Source organism: Microbacterium sp. NPDC091662 (assembly GCF_044756705.1).
Taxonomy (GTDB): Bacteria; Actinomycetota; Actinomycetes; order Actinomycetales; family Microbacteriaceae; genus Microbacterium.
In genome coordinates this window covers 1,741,546-1,756,967 of sequence record NZ_JBIVTM010000001.1, presented here as the reverse complement: position 1 = coordinate 1,756,967, position 15,422 = coordinate 1,741,546, and the positions used below count along the sequence as shown (strand labels likewise).

Here is a 15,422-nt window from a genome sequence, read left to right as displayed (position 1 = left end):
GTAGTCGTGGTGTCCGTTTGGCAACGGATCTACCACTTTCGGCTAGGACCGGGTTAGCCTTCCAGCGGGGGAGACGCCGGTTCGGGCTCTTCCGTGAACCGGGGAGAACTTCACATGCGTGCGAACACACGTCTGGCCATCCGCCGCGCAGTCGCGGGGGCCACATCGGCATTGTTGCTGGCAGCGGGCCTTACCGTCGTCACCGAGACGGTCGCACCGACATCGGCATCCGCGGCGCAGAGCCCGACCAGCTGTCAGGGAACCGTCGCCCTCGTCAACGGCGGGTTCGAGGCGCCGGTGATCCCGAACGCCTCGGTGTCTCTGCCGGACGAGAGCCAGGTCCCCGGGTGGTTCACGAACGACAGCCTGAATCAGATCGAGCTGTGGAGCAGCGGTTTCAACGGGGTCACCGCTGCCGCCGGACGGCAGTTCGCCGAGCTCAACGCGAACACCCCGAGCCGGCTGTATCAGGACGTCGCGACGACGCCGGGACAGACGCTGTCCTGGTCCCTCAAGCACCGAGGCCGAACCGGCACCGACGTCATGCGCGTCGTGATCGGCTCGCCCACCGGAACCCTCGTGCAGAGCGGCCCCAACCTCTCCGACGGCACGGCCGCCTGGGGATCACACACCGGCACGTACACGGTTCCCGCGGGGCAGACGGTGACGCGCTTCGGCTTCGAAGCGGTCAGTTCGGCGGGTGGCAGCGCCTCCGTCGGCAACTTCCTCGACGACATCACCTTCGGAACCGGGCCCTGCCTGATCACGACCAAATCGGTGACCAACCTCACCCGGGGCGGCACGACCGCCGAGGTGGGCGACACTCTGCGTTACACGGTCACGACGAACAACGGAGGCGGAAACCCGGCTCTGCAGTCGGTGTCGTCCGACGTGCTCGCCTCCGGGATCGACTTCGTCCCCGGCTCGATCAAGATCATCAGCGGCGCCGGCACGGGCAACCTCACCGACGCCACCGGCGACGACCGCGGTTCCTACACCTCGGGCAACCGCACGGTGCAGGTGCGCCTCGGCGACGGCGGCACTGCCACCGCCGGCGGATCCATCGGCGTCGGTGCGAGCACGAGTTACACCTTCGACGCCAAGGTCAACCTCTCGGCCGCGGCGACCACGATCGTCAACGAGGCACGAGTCGCCTTCCGTGACAACGTCGTCGGCCAGGACCGCACCTCGGTCAGCCAGGAGACCCAGACTCCGGTGAATGCGGCCGCCGATCTCGCGATCACCAAGAGCATCGACACCGATCCGCTCGTCGCCGGCCAGCCGGTCACCTTCACGATCGGCGTGACGAACAACGGCCCGCAGACCGCGACGGGGGTGACCGTCACCGATCCCATCCCTGCGGGCATCACGAACGTGACGGTCGACTCGGGTGACGTGACGTGCACCGTCACCGCGACGGTGACCTGCGCCGTGCCCGACATGGCGGTCGGCCAGAGCACCCAGATCAAGATCACCGGCACGCTCTCTCCGTCGGGCGACCCCGGGGCCTCGTTGTCGAACACCGCCACGGTCTCGGGCACCCGCACCGACCCGAACCTCGCGAACAACACCGCGAGCGTCGTCAGCACGATGTCGGCCGTGACCGACGTGTCGATCGTGAAGACCTTCTCCCCGTCGGCTCCGGTGGCCGGACAGAACGTGACCTACACGCTCTCGGTCTTCAACGCCGGACCCTCCGAGGCGCGCAACGTCGTGGTCACCGACCCGCTGGACCCGGACACGACCTTCATCAGCGCCGACCCCGGGCAGGGGACATGTTCGGTCCAGGGCTCGATGCTCACCTGCCAGGTGGGCACGCTCGCTCCCGGAGCGAGCTCGGTCGAGACCTTCGTCGTGGTGGAGATCAACCCCGGTGCCACCGCGGTCCTGCAGAACACCGCGACGGTGACCACGAGCACGACCGACACCAACCCGGCGAACAACGTCTCGTCGACCAGCTTCCAGCCGGACATCATCGCGGACATGGCCGTCGTCAAGACGGCATCAGCCGCGCAGGTCTCAGCCGGCGACACGATCGACTTCACGCTCGCGGTGCGCAACCTCGGTTCGTCCGATGCCGTCAACGTCGTGCTCGCCGACACCATGCCCGACGGATTCTCGGTCACCGGCGTCGATGCCCCTGCCGGCGCGACGTGCACGACCACCGCGAGCTCGATCATGTGCAACTGGGCGTCCTTCCTCGTCGGCGGACCGTCGACCGTCGTCGTGCACGCGGTCGTCGCGGCCGACGCGCCCATCGGCACCGTGACCAACACCGCTGCGGTGGCAGCCCCTGCGGCCGACCGCGACACGACGAACAACGCCAGTTCCGTCGACGTCGAGGTCGTCCAGAGTGCCGACCTGAGCGTGCAGAAGACGGCTCCGGCGACCGGTGAGCCGGGGAGCACCTTCACCTACACGCTCCGGGTCGCGAATGCGGGACCGTCCGTCGCCCGCGGCGCCTCGGTCTCGGACACGCTCCCTGCCGGCTTCCTCGATGCCGTCGTCAACGGACCGGGCTGCTCGATCGTCGGAGGCACGGTCGGATGCGAGCTCGGCGACATCGCCCCCGGTGGGTCGGTGGCCGTCGAGGTGACGGGCACCTGGAGCACGACCGCGACGGGCGTGGTGTCGAACACCGCGACGACCACCTCTGCGACACCCGATCCGAATACCGACAACAACACCTCGACGGTCACCGTGACACTCGCGCCGAGCGCCGATGTGAGCGTCGTCAAGACCACCTCGACGCCCACGGTTCCGCTCGGAGGCACGGCCACGTTCGAGGTGACGGTCAGCAACGGCGGCCCGTCGGCAGCTGCCGGCGTCGTGCTGGACGAGCTCCTGCCCGTGGGTTTCATGCTCACGGGAGCCACACCGTCGGTCGGCACCTGGTCGATGGAGGACGCGCGCTGGACGGTGGGAACCCTGCTGCCGGGCGAGTCTGCGACGATCACCGTCACCGCGACCGTCAACACGGAGGGACAACTGGTCAACACCGCGACGGCGAGTTCGCGCACGCCTGATCCCGACACGTCGAACAACACCGACACGGCGACCGTGACCGTCACGCCTTCCGCCGATCTCGCGATCGTGAAGACCATCTCGGCGAACCCCGCTCCGCTCAACGGCGCCGTGACCTACACGCTCGTCGTGACCAACAACGGGCCGAGCATCGCCTCCGCCGTCGCGGTCTCCGATGCCCTCCCCGCCGGCCTGCTGAATCCTTCGACCGCCGCCCCCGGGTGCACGATCACCGGATCGCAGCTCGCGTGCACTCAGCCGACCCTCGCGGTCGGGGCGACCTTCACGGCGACGGTCAGCGGCACGGTCGACCCGTCGATCGCGGGCACGACGCTGTCGAACACGGCGACGGTGACCTCGAGCACCCCCGACCCCGACCCGAGCGACAACACGTCGACGATCACCGTTCCGGTCTCCGGGACGCCGCAGGTCGAGCTCGTGAAGACCGTCAGCACCCCGACCGACACCAATGCAGACGGGCGCATCGGCGCCGGCGACACGGTCGCCTACACGTTCACGATCCGCAACACGGGAAACGTCACGCTCAGCAGCGCCGCGATCACCGACCCGCTTCTCGGCGGCGCGGTGGCCTGCGCAGCCTTCGCCGCTCCGCTGCTGCCGGGTGCCTCGGTGACCTGCGCGCCGGTCTCGTACACGCTCACGCAGGCGGATGCGGATGCGGGAACGGTGCACAACACCGCTTCGGTGACCGCCCAGTCCACCCAGGGCCCGGCGACCGACGACGCCGAGGCTAACGTGACGATCGCGGCGACCAACAGCATCAGCCTCGCGAAGAACCCGTCGACCGTCGTCGATGTGAACGGCGACTCGGCCGTCGGCGCCGGTGACACCGTCGACTACACGTTCACGGTCACGAACAACGGAACGACGACGCTGCGCGACGCGGTGATCACAGACCCGATGCTCGGCGGAACCCTGACGTGCCCCGAGCTCGTCGGAGTCGCGCTCGCACCGGGGCAGTCGGTCCCGTGCACGCCGATCACCTACACGCTCACCCAGGACGACATCGACGGCGGGCTCGTGCACAACGAGGCCTCTGTCACGGCGAACGCTCCGATCGGCACGGTGACCGACACCGCGCAGGCCGATGTCGACATCACCGGCACCGCCGCGATCGAACTGCTCAAGAACGTCGGGCGCGTGCTCGACGCCAATGGTGACGGATTCATCGGTGCGGGCGACACGGTCGACTACAGCTTCTCGGTGCGCAACCTCGGCACCACCACCCTCTCCGGTGTGGTGGTCACCGACCCGCTGCTGGGTGCAGGTGCGCTGTGCACGATCGGCACCCTGGCCGTGGGAGGATCGGCCGACTGCGGTCCGTTCACCCACACGCTGACGCAGGCTGATGTCGAGGCCGAGATCGTACGCAACACGGCGACCGCGAACGGCACCAGCCCGCTCGGACCGGTCACAGATGAGGCATCGGCCGACGTCGTGATCACGGGTACGAGCGCGATCGAGCTGACCAAGACACCCGGGGCGATCGTGCTCGGGGCGGATGGCCGGGTCGGTGCCGGTGACACGGTCGGCTACACGTTCACGATCCGCAACAGCGGCACGACGGTTCTGCGCGATATCGTGCTCGACGACCCGCTGCTGGGTGGCACGATCGACTGCGCCGCGCTCGACGGCCTCGAGTTGAACCCGGGCGACGACGTCACCTGCGGTCCGGTCGACTACGTGCTCACGCAGCAGAACGTCGATGCCGGGACGGTGCACAACGTGGCCACGGTGGAGGGGCAGTCGCGCAACGGCAGCGCCGCTGCCCAGGACGAGGCCGACGTACCTGTCGCCGGCACGGACGACATCTCCCTGCTGAAGTCGGCGGCCGCCGTGTTCGACGCCAACGGCAACGGACGTACCGATGCCGGAGACACCATCGCCTACACGTTCACCGTGACGAATGCGGGAACGACGACCCTCACCGGGGTCACGGTCAGCGATCCACGCCTCGGTGCGGCGATCACCTGCGATGAGACCGAGCTCGCCCCGGGTGAATCGACCGTCTGCGCGGCCGGTGCCCCTGCGGTGCTCACACAAGCCGAGATCGATGCGGGTGAGATCGAGAACACGGCCACAGCGACGGGCACCGGGACCTCGGAGATCCCGCCGATCGCCACCGACACCGTGGTGACCCCGCTCGTGGCGCAGCCCGCCATCGCGCTGACGAAGACCGGCGGTGACTACGTCGATGCCGACCGCAACGGCAAGATGAACGCGGGCGACACCATCGCCTTCCGGTTCACGGTCACCAACACGGGAGCGGTGACGCTGACGAACGTGAAGATCGACGATCCGAAGCTGGGTGGCATCGTCGACTGCGCGATCCCTGCCCTCGCTCCCGGCGCCACGGCGAGCTGCGGTCCGGTGTCCTATGCCCTCACCACCGCGGACATCGCGGCGAGCACGGTCGTCAACGTCGCCACGGCGAGCGGCGTCGGCGGAGCCGTGACGGTCACGGCCGCCGCCACCGCGACGGTGGACCTGAACGGTCTCGCGGCCACGGGTGGCGTGATCACCGGGATCGGCTGGGCGCTCGCACTGCTCGCGGTCGGCGCCCTGGTGCTGCTGATCGCCCGCGTGCGTCGCCGCGACGTCGAGGTCTGACGCCGCTCCGTCCGCACGACGCGCCCCGCCCGATGACGGAGCGGGGCGCGTCGTCGTTTCCCCGCTGTTCATCCCGGCGCGTTAAGCTCGTCCCGATAGCGCCTAGGGTTCCGGGGTTCACGCCTGTCTGGTCCGAGCGGCGCCACGGCCCTCCTCCGCAGGAGGGGCGTCATCTGACAGGACAAAAGCCCGGAGGACCCTGTTCGTCGCGCCGCGCGCCGGACGGAAGGGTCTCGTCGTGTCTCCACTCGCGTTCGTCTTGGTCTTCGGTGCAGCCATCGCCCACGCGGCGTGGAACATCATCGCGCACGGCATCAGCAGAGCCGGTGCCCCGTTCCTGTGGTGGGGAGCCGTCGGCAGCACGGTCGTGTGGATCGGCGCCGTGCCGTTCACGGGCGGTCTCGGGGCCGATGATCTGGGTTCATTCGCCCTCGGCGTCGTCGTCTCGTCGATGCTGCACGTCGGGTACATGGCGGTGCTCCAGCGAGGGTACCGGGAGGGCAACCTCTCCACCGTCTACGCGACAGCGCGGGGCACGGGCCCGTTCCTGTCGGTGATCGTGGCTGTGCTGCTGCTCGGCGAGCGTCCTTCCGCGGTCGCACTCGTCGGCGTCGCCGCTGTGATCGTCGGCGTCGTCGCCATCGGACTCGTCGACCGGGGGAGAGGAGCGGGTGCACGCCGACTCGATCCCGGCATCGTCTTCGGTCTGCTCACCGGTGTCGCGATCGCGGTCTACACGATCTGGGACGCGCATGCGGTGCGCGCCTGGCACCTCTCGCCGGTCGCGTTCATGGTCGGAACCACGCTGCTGCAGGTGCCGTTCTACTCGATCGCGGTACGTCGGCGCTGGGGTGCGGTGTGGGCGCTCGGACGCACGCAGTGGCGCCGGATCCTCGCTTTCGGCATCCTGTCGCCGCTGTCGTACATCCTGGTGCTGACCGCGATCCAGATCGCACCGGTCGCGCTGGTGGCCCCCCTGCGCGAGGTCAGCGTGGTGCTGGTGAGTCTGTTCGGGGTGTTCGTGCTGCGGGAGTCGCGTCCTGCCTGGCGGATCGCGGCGTCGCTCGTCGTCGTCGCAGGGATCGTCCTGCTCGCGTGGTGATCAGCGGAAGCTGACGAGACCGGCGTGCGCGGCCGTCACGAGGATCTGCACGCGGTCGCGCAGGTGCCACTTGGACATCATGCGGCCGAGATGCGCCTTCACCGTGCCCTCGGAGACGATCAGCGCCTTGGCGATCTCGGCGTTCGACATGCCCTTCGCGAGGCAGTGGAGCACCTCGACCTCGCGGTCGGTGAGCGGCTCGAGAGCGGCGGCGTCGGCGGCCACGGGCGTCGATTCGCGGACGTGCTTGATCAGCATCGAGGCGATCCGCGGAGAGAGTGAGCTGGCGCCGCTGTGCACTTCGCGGACGCCCGTGACGATGTCGTCGGCGCTGGAGTCCTTGAGCAGGTAGCCGGAGGCGCCGGCACTGAGCATGGGAAGCACCGTATCGCTGCCGTCGAGCGTCGTCACCGCGAGGACGCGGACGTGCGGCCAGCGTTCGGCGATCACGCCGGTGGCCTCGATGCCGTCCATCTCGGGCATCTGCACGTCCATCATCACCACGTCGGGCTGCTCGCGTTCGACTGTGGCGATCGCCTCGACGCCGTCTTCCGCCTGCGCGATCACAGTGATCTCCGGGTCGCGCGACACGAAGTGCGACAACGCCGAACGGACCAGTGGATCATCGTCGACGATCACGACACGGATTTCCTGCATAGGGGGAAGCCTAACGGCGCGAGCGCTTCCATGAGGTCATGTAGACCTTTGGCCAAAAACCTCTAGACGTGAGACAGATGTGCGCCGCGTTGATCGCCGAGAAGATGAATACAGACATCGACGAACGACTACAAAACGGAGGTGAACGTTATGACTTTCTGGCAGCAGGTTGGCAAGTTCTTTGGTCTCCACAACTAGAATAGTTGGCAAATAGGAGATAGTGAAGCATGGCCTTCGACCACTCGAGCCGGGAATCGGCGGACACGCTCCGCCTGACCCGAGGCGAGAAGCTCAGCGCGATCGAGCGAATCGTCGTGCTGGTGATCCTCACTATCACCGTTGCCGCAGATCTCATCGGCTTCTTCACCACGCCGGGCGTGAACCCGGTCGCGCTCCTGGTGAGCATCGCGACCACCTCGGTGTTCGCGCTCTATCTCTGGAAGCCGCTCCTTGCGACATGCGCCCTCGGCGTCGTGTTCGCACTCTCCTTCATCCCCGGATCAGAACTCCAGGTTCTGACCGCCGCCGCTGTTGCGGCCGGCCTGGTCATGAGGCTGGGGTGGACATCACTGATCCTCTCCTACACCGGCGGCTTCCTGGTCGCCGCGGCGATCGTCCCGTTCGCCTCCGAGCCGGGTGTCGTCGTCAACGTCGGCCTCTATCTCGTCTTCGCCACAGTGGCAGGAGCTGTCGGGTTCGCCCTGCGGCTCGCCTTCGCTCGGGGCAGCCGCCTCGAGCGGGAACTCGAGGCACGTGCCGAACAGGAGCGTCAGGCCGTGCTCGCCGAGCGACGATGGATCGCCGGTGAGCTGCACGACAGCATCGCGCACCACCTCACGGTGGTGGCGCTGCATGTGCAGATGCTCGAAGATCCTGAAACCAGCACCGACTCGCAAGAAGCGATCCGTGTCGCCGCCCGCAAGGCGATGACCGACCTCCGCTTCGTGATCGATCTCGCGGACGACGGTCCGCAGTCGTCCAGTGTGCAGACAGGCGACCTCGTGGAGGCGATCGACGAGGCGCAGAGCGAATTCGAATCCGCGGGGCACTCCGTGGTCCGCGAAGGCGACCCTCACGACGAGCGCATCCCGCGCGCCGTCGAGATCGTCCTTGCGCGCATCGTGCGCGAGTCCGCCACCAACATCCTCAAATACGCTGGCCCCGGCGAGGTGCGCATCGACCTCGCCGTGGACGACGAGGTCGCGCACCTGACGCTGCGCAGCCCTCTCCCGACGACACCGCGCCGCGAGCTCTCGTCGAGCCGCACAGGCCTCGGTCGGATGGCGGAGCGCGTCATGGGAGCGAGCGGCGAGTTCAGCGCCGGCGAGGTCGATGGGTTCTGGGTCGTGTCTGCCCGACTCCCGGTCGTCTGATGCTCTAGAGTGTGTGAGCACCCTTTCCACGGTCCGCGAGAATCTAGACGAAGGTCTAGACAAGTCTCGACGTTCGACCCTGTGGAACGCGTTGCGATCCGCCGTAATCTGAAGGCTCCCCAGATAAAGCGTCCCCAGCGCTGCGATCGCGAGCGCGGTCTTTCTGGCTTCTGAAACACCTTGCGCGCTCGCGATCGCCTTCTGCGTTAACGGGCGGTTCTCCGCGCTCGCGGCATGTGCGTGCGCGCGCCCCGGCTACGCGCCCACCGCGCGCATGTAGTGGCCATCGGTGGAGATGCCCGAAGCGGCGACCGTGAAGCGCACGACCTCGCTCAGGTAACGGTCCTCCGAAGCCTCGAAGATCCGCCCCTCCGCATCGCGCGACGTGCGGGTGAGCCGCAGGATGGGCGTGCCACGCGGCACACGCAGCAGCGTCGCATCCTGATCGTCGGCGGCCACCGCATCGATCACATGCTGCAGGGTGACGATCGGATGCCCGACGGAGGACAGGTACTCCGTGATCGAGACCTCGTCGAGGTTCACCTCGAACAGCCGTCGACCCGCGACCTCCGTGTAGTTGAGACGCTCCAGCATGGTCGGCCGCCCATCGAGCAGACGCAGCCTGACCACGCTCACGATGGTGTCGCTCGCGTCGACGCCGAGTGCCGCCCCCAGGTCGCCGGCACGGCGCAGGCTCAGTTCCTGTGTCTGCGCGCCCGGAGCGACGCCCAGCTCGCGCGCCCAGCGCGTGAACGGCACCGACACGTCGACGGCCTGGTTGGCCTTGCGGGCGACCACGCGCGCCGGGCGCCCGCGGCTCGTCTCGATCAGGCCCTCGCTGCGCAGGGCAGCCAGGGCATTGCGGATAGGACCCCGCGACGTGCGCCACTTGTCGGCGAGATCTGCCTCGGTGGGGACGTCGTCGCCCGGTCGCAGGATGCCCGCCGCGATCTGCGTGCGAAGGTCGTCGGCGATCTGGGTGTACACAGCTTCGGCCACATAGGTACATTACTTCGTCACTTCGGGCAGCGCGACCACGTTTCGGGAGTGTTCATCCAGGCGAATGCTCGGTAAACGAGGCCTGAACTCTTCCGAGTTAGGTACATATCTCGTCGCGGCACCTGCGAGAGTCTTCCGTGGATCACCCCTCACACCCTGAAAGGTCCTCATGAAGCTTCGCGCTCTTCCCGCCCTCGCCGGCGTCGCGCTCCTCGCCCTCGGCCTCGCCGCCTGTTCCGGCTCGGCGGACGCTTCCGGCACCCCCGGCGCCGACGAGTCGTCCTCCGCCAGCGGATTCGCGGTCGACGAGAACACCCTCGTCTTCGGTGTCGTGCCCGACTCGGTCGACACCGAGACGAACTACCAGCCGCTCATGGATTACATCGCGGAGATCACCGGCAAGACGGTCGAGTATCACGAGTCGACCGACTACGCCGCGCTCATCGAGGCCGCGGTCGCCGGCAAGGTCGACGTCGCATCGTTCTCCGGCTTCACCTACGTCACCGCCACCAACAACGGCGCCAAGCTCACCCCGATCTCCTCGATCGTGACCGAAGAGGGTCAGGAGCCCGGCTACTTCTCGCAGGCGATCGTCCCCGTGGGCAGCGACATCACGAGCATCGAGGACTTCAAGGGCAAGAAGGTCTGCTTCGTCGACCCGTCCTCGACCTCGGGCTACCTGTTCCCGTCGTACAACCTGCTCGAGGCCGGCATCGACCCGAAGACCGACATCACCCCCGTCTTCGCCGGCAAGCATGACGTCAGCGTCACCAAGGTCGGCGAGGGCGTCGAGTGCGAGGCGGGCTTCGCCGAGGACTCCGAGGTCGAGAAGTCGGACAAGGTGAAGGTCATCGACGAGACGATGGTGCCGGGTGCGCCGCTCGTCTACTCCTCGACGCTTCCGGACGACGTCTCGAAGAAGCTCATCGACGGCCTCTCCGAGATCACGATCGACGACATCATCGCCGCGGGCATCGACGGTGCCGACACCGACGCCTTCCGCAGCGTGTTCTACGCCACGAAGCCGGTCGACGACGCGTACTACGACCTGATCCGCGACATCTGCAAGGAGACCGAAGCGGAGCAGTGCCAGGCCTGAGCCCGGCCTGATCCCTTCGCCTCATCCCGGCGCCCTCCGTCTCGTCCGTGTTGTGCGGAAGAGACGGAGGGCACCACCGCACGACTCACGACACACAGGAGCCATGACATGACCGCCTCGGCATCCGACGCCCTCATCCGCCTCGACGGCGTGACGAAGACCTTCGGGACGACCACCGCGCTGAAGAACGCTTCGCTCGAGGTATCCCGCGGCGAGATCGTCGTGCTCCTCGGCCTCTCCGGCTCGGGGAAGTCGACCCTGCTGCGCCACCTCGACGGACTCGAGACCCCCACCGCAGGCTCGGTCGAGGTGCTGGGCTCCCAGGTTCCCGCGCTGAAAGGGAGGGCTCTGCGCGACCTCCGCAGCCGCGTGGGCTTCATCTTCCAGCAGTTCGAGCTGGTGCCCTCGCTCACCGTGCTCGAGAATGTGCTCACCGGGTCGCTCTCGGGCGTCCGCGGACCGCGCCTCGGCCTCTGGGGCTACTCGCGCGCCGCGAAGCTCACCGCCCTCGAGCACCTCGACCGCGTCGGCCTGCTCGACCGCGCTTACCAGCGCAGCGACACTCTCTCGGGCGGGCAGCAGCAGCGCGTGGCCATCGCCCGGGCGCTCATGCAGAAGCCCGACATCCTGCTCGCCGACGAGCCGGTGGCCTCGCTCGACCCGGAGTCGAGCGAACAGGTCATGGCGCTGATCCGCGAGATCGCCGCCGACGAAGGACTCACCGTCGTCTGCAGCCTGCACCAGGTCGACCTCGCGATCTCGTGGGCCGACCGCATCGTCGGTCTGCGTCACGGAGAAGTGGTGCTGGACACCCCGACCGACGATCTCACCAAGGCCGAGGTGATGGAGATCTACGGCCGGGTCGCCACCACGACAGCCGAGATCCGCGCCGTGGCCGAGGAGCTCGTGGAGGCGGCTGCGCAGGTGGCTGCATCATGACGGCCCTCGACGCCGCGACGGACTCCGCGACCCGCGGCGGGGGATCGGTGCCCCAGGGCGGTGGGCGGAACGTCGCCGAGCGCGCACCGAAGCGCCCGATCTCGGCCGAACGGATCGCGGCATCGCTCACGCTCATAGCCCTCGTCGTGCTCGGTATCCTCGCGGTGCGTGACGTCGACATCTCGATCCCGGCGATGGTGCAGAGCTGGGGCAACGCCGAGAACTTCATGGCCCGCGTCGGCGGTCTCACCTTCCCGGCCCCCGGCGACCTCGCCTGGCTGATCGCCCTCACCGTGGGACTCGTGCTCGTGGGCACGCTGCTCGCCGCCGTGTTGTCGGTGCCGATCGCCTACCTCGCCGCCTCCAACACCACCCCGGGCAACGGGTGGCGAGCCGCCGCGCGGTTCATCGGCGTGCTCACCCGTGCGCTGCCCGACGTGGTGCTCGCGATGGCGTTCGTCCTGATGTTCTCGCTCGGCACGCTGCCCGGCATCCTGGCCATCGGCATCCACTCGATCGGCATGATCTCGAAGATGTTCGCCGATGCGATCGAGCAGATCGACGAAGGCCCGCGTCTCGCCATCCGGGCGGCGGGCGGTTCGAAGATGCAGGAGTTCACGTCCGGCATCCTGCCGCAGGTACTGCCCAGCTGGGTGGCCACCGTGCTGCACCGCAACGACATCAACCTGCGCGGCAGCGTGGTGCTCGGCTATGTCGGCGTCGCCGGTCTGGGCTTGGAGATGTCGTACGCGTTCAAGTCGCTCAACTACGGCAAGGGCCTCGGCATCGCCCTCGTGATCTTCATCCTGTGCGTCGCGATGGAGATCGTCTCCAGCATGGTCCGCGGAGCGATGCTGGGCGAGCAGAAGCACACCCGCTCCTGGATCGACAGGATCCTGCATCCGCGCCTCGGAACGAACGTCCCATCCGCGCCCGTGGGTCGCCCCGCCTGGGCGGCCAGCCCCGAGACCGCCGTGCGTCGACCCTGGACTGCGCAGCGCGTGCGCCACACCATCGCCGGAGTCGTCGCCGTGCTCGTCGTGATCGGCAGCGTCGTGGTCAGCCAGATCAATTGGATGGACCTCATCACCTTCTGGGCGAAGTTGCCCGAGGTCGCCGCGAAGTTCTGGCCGCCCTCGTTCGGCAACTACGACGCGAGCGCCATGTTCCAGGCGATGCGCGAGACCGTCGCGATCGCCCTCGCCGCGACCGTGCTCACCCTGCTCCCGTCGCTGCTGCTCGGCTCGCTCGCGGCGCGCAACGTCGCCCCGAGCTCGGGTGCACGCGGGACCGCCCGACTGCTGCTCGTCGGCATCCGCGGCATCCCGGAGCTGATCCTCGCGATCGTGCTCGTGGTCATCACCGGACTCGGGGCGCAGGCGGGCGTCATCGCTCTCGCCATCGGCGGCATCGGACTGCTCGGCAAGCTCATCGCCGACTCGTTCGAGGAGGTGGACCGCGGACCCGAACGCGCACTGCGCGCGGTGGGCGCGACCCGTCTGCAGACCTACACCTCGGCCACCGTGCCGCAGGGCATGCAGGCACTCATCGGCCACAGCTTCTACATGCTCGACACGAACATCCGCGCGGCGACGATCCTCGGCATCGTCGGCGGCGGTGGCGTCGGGTACTACCTGCTCAACGCCAGCCAGGGCTCGCGCTACGAGACCGTGACGGCGATCGTGCTGATGATCCTCGCCACCGTGCTCGTGGTCGAAGGGCTCGCGATGTGGATGCGGAAGGTGTTCCGATGAACCGCGCTCTCGAGACGGCGGACCTGGTCGTCGTCGGCTCCGGGATCGTCGGTCTCGGCGCGGCATACGCAGCGGTCAGGCGCGGACTGCGCGTGATCGTCGTCGATCGCACCGCTGGGCCGGTCGGTGCCACGATCCGCAATTTCGGACACCTCTGCATCGGTGCGCAGGGCGGGCAGGCCCGGCGTTACGCCGACGCGTCGCGCGACCTGTGGCTTCGCCTCTCGCACGATGCGGGCTTCTGGCTGCGTGAGTCGGGCACGCTGGTCGCCGCCCGGCACGACGATGAGCTCGCCGTGCTGGAAGCCGCGTCCCTCGAAGGCGGGATCCGGATGCTGGACTCCACGGAACTCCTGCGTCTCGCCCCGCTCCGCGCCGAGGGACTCGTCGGCGGCGCGCACATCGAGACCGACCTGCAGACGGATCCGCGCACCGCGGCGGATGCCATCGTGCGTCACCTGGCACGTCTGGGCGTCGAGTTCCGCTTCCGCACCGCCGTCACCGCGGTCGGAACCGGGCGCGTGGAGACCACCCGCGGTCCGATCGTCTGCGGGAGTGTCGTGGTCGCCGTGAACCACGACATCGACCAGTTGCTCCCCGAGGTCGCCGAGCGCCACGGGATCGTCCGCTGCGCTCTGGACATGATGCGCGCCGCGGTGTCGTTCCGGCATCCACTCGCCGCCCCCCTGCTCACCGGCTGGTCGCTCGTGCGCTACGGGCGGTTCTCCGACGGGCCGGAGGCTGCCATGTTGCGGGAGCGCCTGCACACCGAGCGGCCCGACCTCGCGGCGATCGACCTCAACCAGATGTACACGCAGCTTCCCGACGGCACCCTCATCATTGGCGACTCGCATGCGACGGACGTCGCACCCGCACCGTTCCAGCCCGAGGCCGCTTTCACGGCTTTCCTCACCGAGGCCGAAGCGCTGTTCGATGCGCCGGCACCCCGTGTGATCGAGCGGTGGCAGGGCGTGTACGCGAAGGGGCGGCAGGAGTTCCTGATCGACGGGAACGACGACGGCGTGCTCGTGCTCGCCGCCACGACCGGCATCGGGATGACCACGGGCCTGGGTCTGGCCGAACAGAATCTCGCCGCCGCCTTCGGATGGGCGGCAGCAATGGAAGGAACATCATGACCACTCCTCTCGAACTCGTCGTCCTCGACATGGCGGGAACCACGGTGCTCGACGACGGCGTCGTGGAGCAGGCGTTCCAGCGCGCGGCCGAGCGCACCGGCGTCGCAGACCGGATGCCGTGGGACGAGGCGCTGGAGTACGTGCGCGTGACGATGGGGCAGTCGAAGATCGACGTCTTCACCCACCTCGCGGGCGGCGACGCCGAGGCCGCGGCACGCGCGACTGCTGCGTTCGAGGACGCGTACGCCGAGATCGTCTCCGAGCAGGGAGTGACCGAGATCCCGGGCGCCGCCGATGCGATCCAGGAGCTGAAGGACGCCGGGCTGAAGGTCGCGCTCACCACCGGCTTCGCTCCGGTGACCCGCGACGCCCTGATCGACGGTCTCGGCTGGAACGACCTCGTCGACCTCGTGCTGTCGCCGATCGATGCCGGACGCGGGCGTCCCGCGCCCGATCTGGTGCTCACCGCGCTGCTGCGTACGCAGACGTCGTCCGTCCAGGCCGTGGCTGTCGCGGGCGACACCGTCAGCGACGTCGAGTCGGGCCGCCGGGCCGGTGCCGGATTCGTGGCGGGCGTGCTGACCGGTGCACACGATCGTCCGGCGCTGAGCACCGCAGGGGCGGATGCCGTGCTGAGCGATGTGACCGCGCTGCGCGGCGTGCTCGTCCAGCGCGAACTGCTTCCGCTCGTCGCCACCGCCTGAGAGG

10 protein-coding genes are annotated in these 15,422 nt (G+C 68.4%); 8 read left to right on the top strand and 2 right to left on the bottom strand.

Features of this window, described 5'->3' with window-relative positions:
- Positions 1 to 114 precede the first annotated feature (114 nt).
- Positions 115 to 5,655 (top strand): hypothetical protein, encoded by a 5,541-nt coding sequence (locus ACIQLD_RS08625; RefSeq protein WP_402607324.1) that lies wholly within the window; start codon positions 115 to 117, stop codon positions 5,653 to 5,655.
- 238 nt (positions 5,656 to 5,893) lie between these two features.
- The gene (locus tag ACIQLD_RS08620; protein WP_402607321.1) at positions 5,894 to 6,757 is read left to right on the top strand and encodes an EamA family transporter; all 864 of its coding nucleotides are present in this window, start codon (positions 5,894 to 5,896) and stop codon (positions 6,755 to 6,757) included.
- On the opposite strand, the gene ACIQLD_RS08615 is transcribed toward ACIQLD_RS08620, so the two are convergent.
- A complete protein-coding gene (locus tag ACIQLD_RS08615; RefSeq protein ID WP_402607318.1) occupies positions 6,758 to 7,414 on the bottom strand; it encodes a response regulator in 657 nt (218 codons plus the stop codon).
- A gap of 227 nt (positions 7,415 to 7,641) precedes the next feature.
- Here ACIQLD_RS08615 and ACIQLD_RS08610 point away from each other — a divergent pair, with 227 nt between their 5' ends.
- The gene (locus ACIQLD_RS08610; RefSeq protein WP_402607315.1) at positions 7,642 to 8,787 is read left to right on the top strand and encodes a sensor histidine kinase; all 1,146 of its coding nucleotides are present in this window, start codon (positions 7,642 to 7,644) and stop codon (positions 8,785 to 8,787) included.
- Positions 8,788 to 9,042: 255 nt separating this feature from the next.
- Here ACIQLD_RS08610 and ACIQLD_RS08605 read toward each other — a convergent pair whose 3' ends face one another.
- Positions 9,043 to 9,786 carry a GntR family transcriptional regulator gene (locus ACIQLD_RS08605; protein ID WP_402607314.1) on the bottom strand — a complete coding sequence of 248 codons (744 nt, stop codon included), beginning with the start codon at positions 9,784 to 9,786 and terminating at the stop codon, positions 9,043 to 9,045.
- Between the two features lie 169 nt (positions 9,787 to 9,955).
- On the opposite strand from ACIQLD_RS08605, the gene ACIQLD_RS08600 reads away from it, so the two are divergent.
- The 5 genes from ACIQLD_RS08600 to ACIQLD_RS08580 all read left to right on the top strand — a co-directional run bounded on the left by ACIQLD_RS08600 (position 9,956) and on the right by ACIQLD_RS08580 (position 15,418).
- Positions 9,956 to 10,885, top strand: a complete 930-nt coding sequence (locus tag ACIQLD_RS08600; protein WP_402607312.1) for a phosphate/phosphite/phosphonate ABC transporter substrate-binding protein — start codon at positions 9,956 to 9,958, stop codon at positions 10,883 to 10,885.
- A 108-nt stretch (positions 10,886 to 10,993) separates the two neighbouring features.
- Positions 10,994 to 11,824, top strand: coding sequence for a phosphonate ABC transporter ATP-binding protein (gene phnC, locus ACIQLD_RS08595; RefSeq protein WP_402607310.1), 831 nt, complete (start codon positions 10,994 to 10,996; stop codon positions 11,822 to 11,824).
- Positions 11,821 to 13,578, top strand: coding sequence for a phosphonate ABC transporter, permease protein PhnE (phnE, locus tag ACIQLD_RS08590; RefSeq protein ID WP_402607307.1), 1,758 nt, complete (start codon positions 11,821 to 11,823; stop codon positions 13,576 to 13,578). The genes phnC and phnE overlap by 4 nt, the downstream gene beginning before the upstream one ends.
- Positions 13,575 to 14,714, top strand: coding sequence for a TIGR03364 family FAD-dependent oxidoreductase (locus ACIQLD_RS08585; RefSeq protein ID WP_402607304.1), 1,140 nt, complete (start codon positions 13,575 to 13,577; stop codon positions 14,712 to 14,714). The genes phnE and ACIQLD_RS08585 overlap by 4 nt, the downstream gene beginning before the upstream one ends.
- Entirely contained in the window at positions 14,711 to 15,418 is a 708-nt protein-coding gene (locus tag ACIQLD_RS08580; RefSeq protein WP_402607302.1) for a phosphonatase-like hydrolase, read from the top strand. Before ACIQLD_RS08585 ends, ACIQLD_RS08580 begins: the two co-directional genes overlap by 4 nt.
- Positions 15,419 to 15,422: the final 4 nt, after the last annotated feature.

Coding starts and splice junctions, on each gene's coding strand:
- ACIQLD_RS08610 (WP_402607315.1), top strand. CDS start 7,642: ATGGCCTTCGACCACTCGAGCCGGGAATCGGCGGACACGCTCCGCCTG.
- ACIQLD_RS08580 (WP_402607302.1), top strand. CDS start 14,711: ATGACCACTCCTCTCGAACTCGTCGTCCTCGACATGGCGGGAACCACG.
- ACIQLD_RS08585 (WP_402607304.1), top strand. CDS start 13,575: ATGAACCGCGCTCTCGAGACGGCGGACCTGGTCGTCGTCGGCTCCGGG.
- phnE (WP_402607307.1), top strand. CDS start 11,821: ATGACGGCCCTCGACGCCGCGACGGACTCCGCGACCCGCGGCGGGGGA.
- ACIQLD_RS08615 (WP_402607318.1), bottom strand. CDS start 7,414: ATGCAGGAAATCCGTGTCGTGATCGTCGACGATGATCCACTGGTCCGT.
- ACIQLD_RS08625 (WP_402607324.1), top strand. CDS start 115: ATGCGTGCGAACACACGTCTGGCCATCCGCCGCGCAGTCGCGGGGGCC.
- ACIQLD_RS08600 (WP_402607312.1), top strand. CDS start 9,956: ATGAAGCTTCGCGCTCTTCCCGCCCTCGCCGGCGTCGCGCTCCTCGCC.
- phnC (WP_402607310.1), top strand. CDS start 10,994: ATGACCGCCTCGGCATCCGACGCCCTCATCCGCCTCGACGGCGTGACG.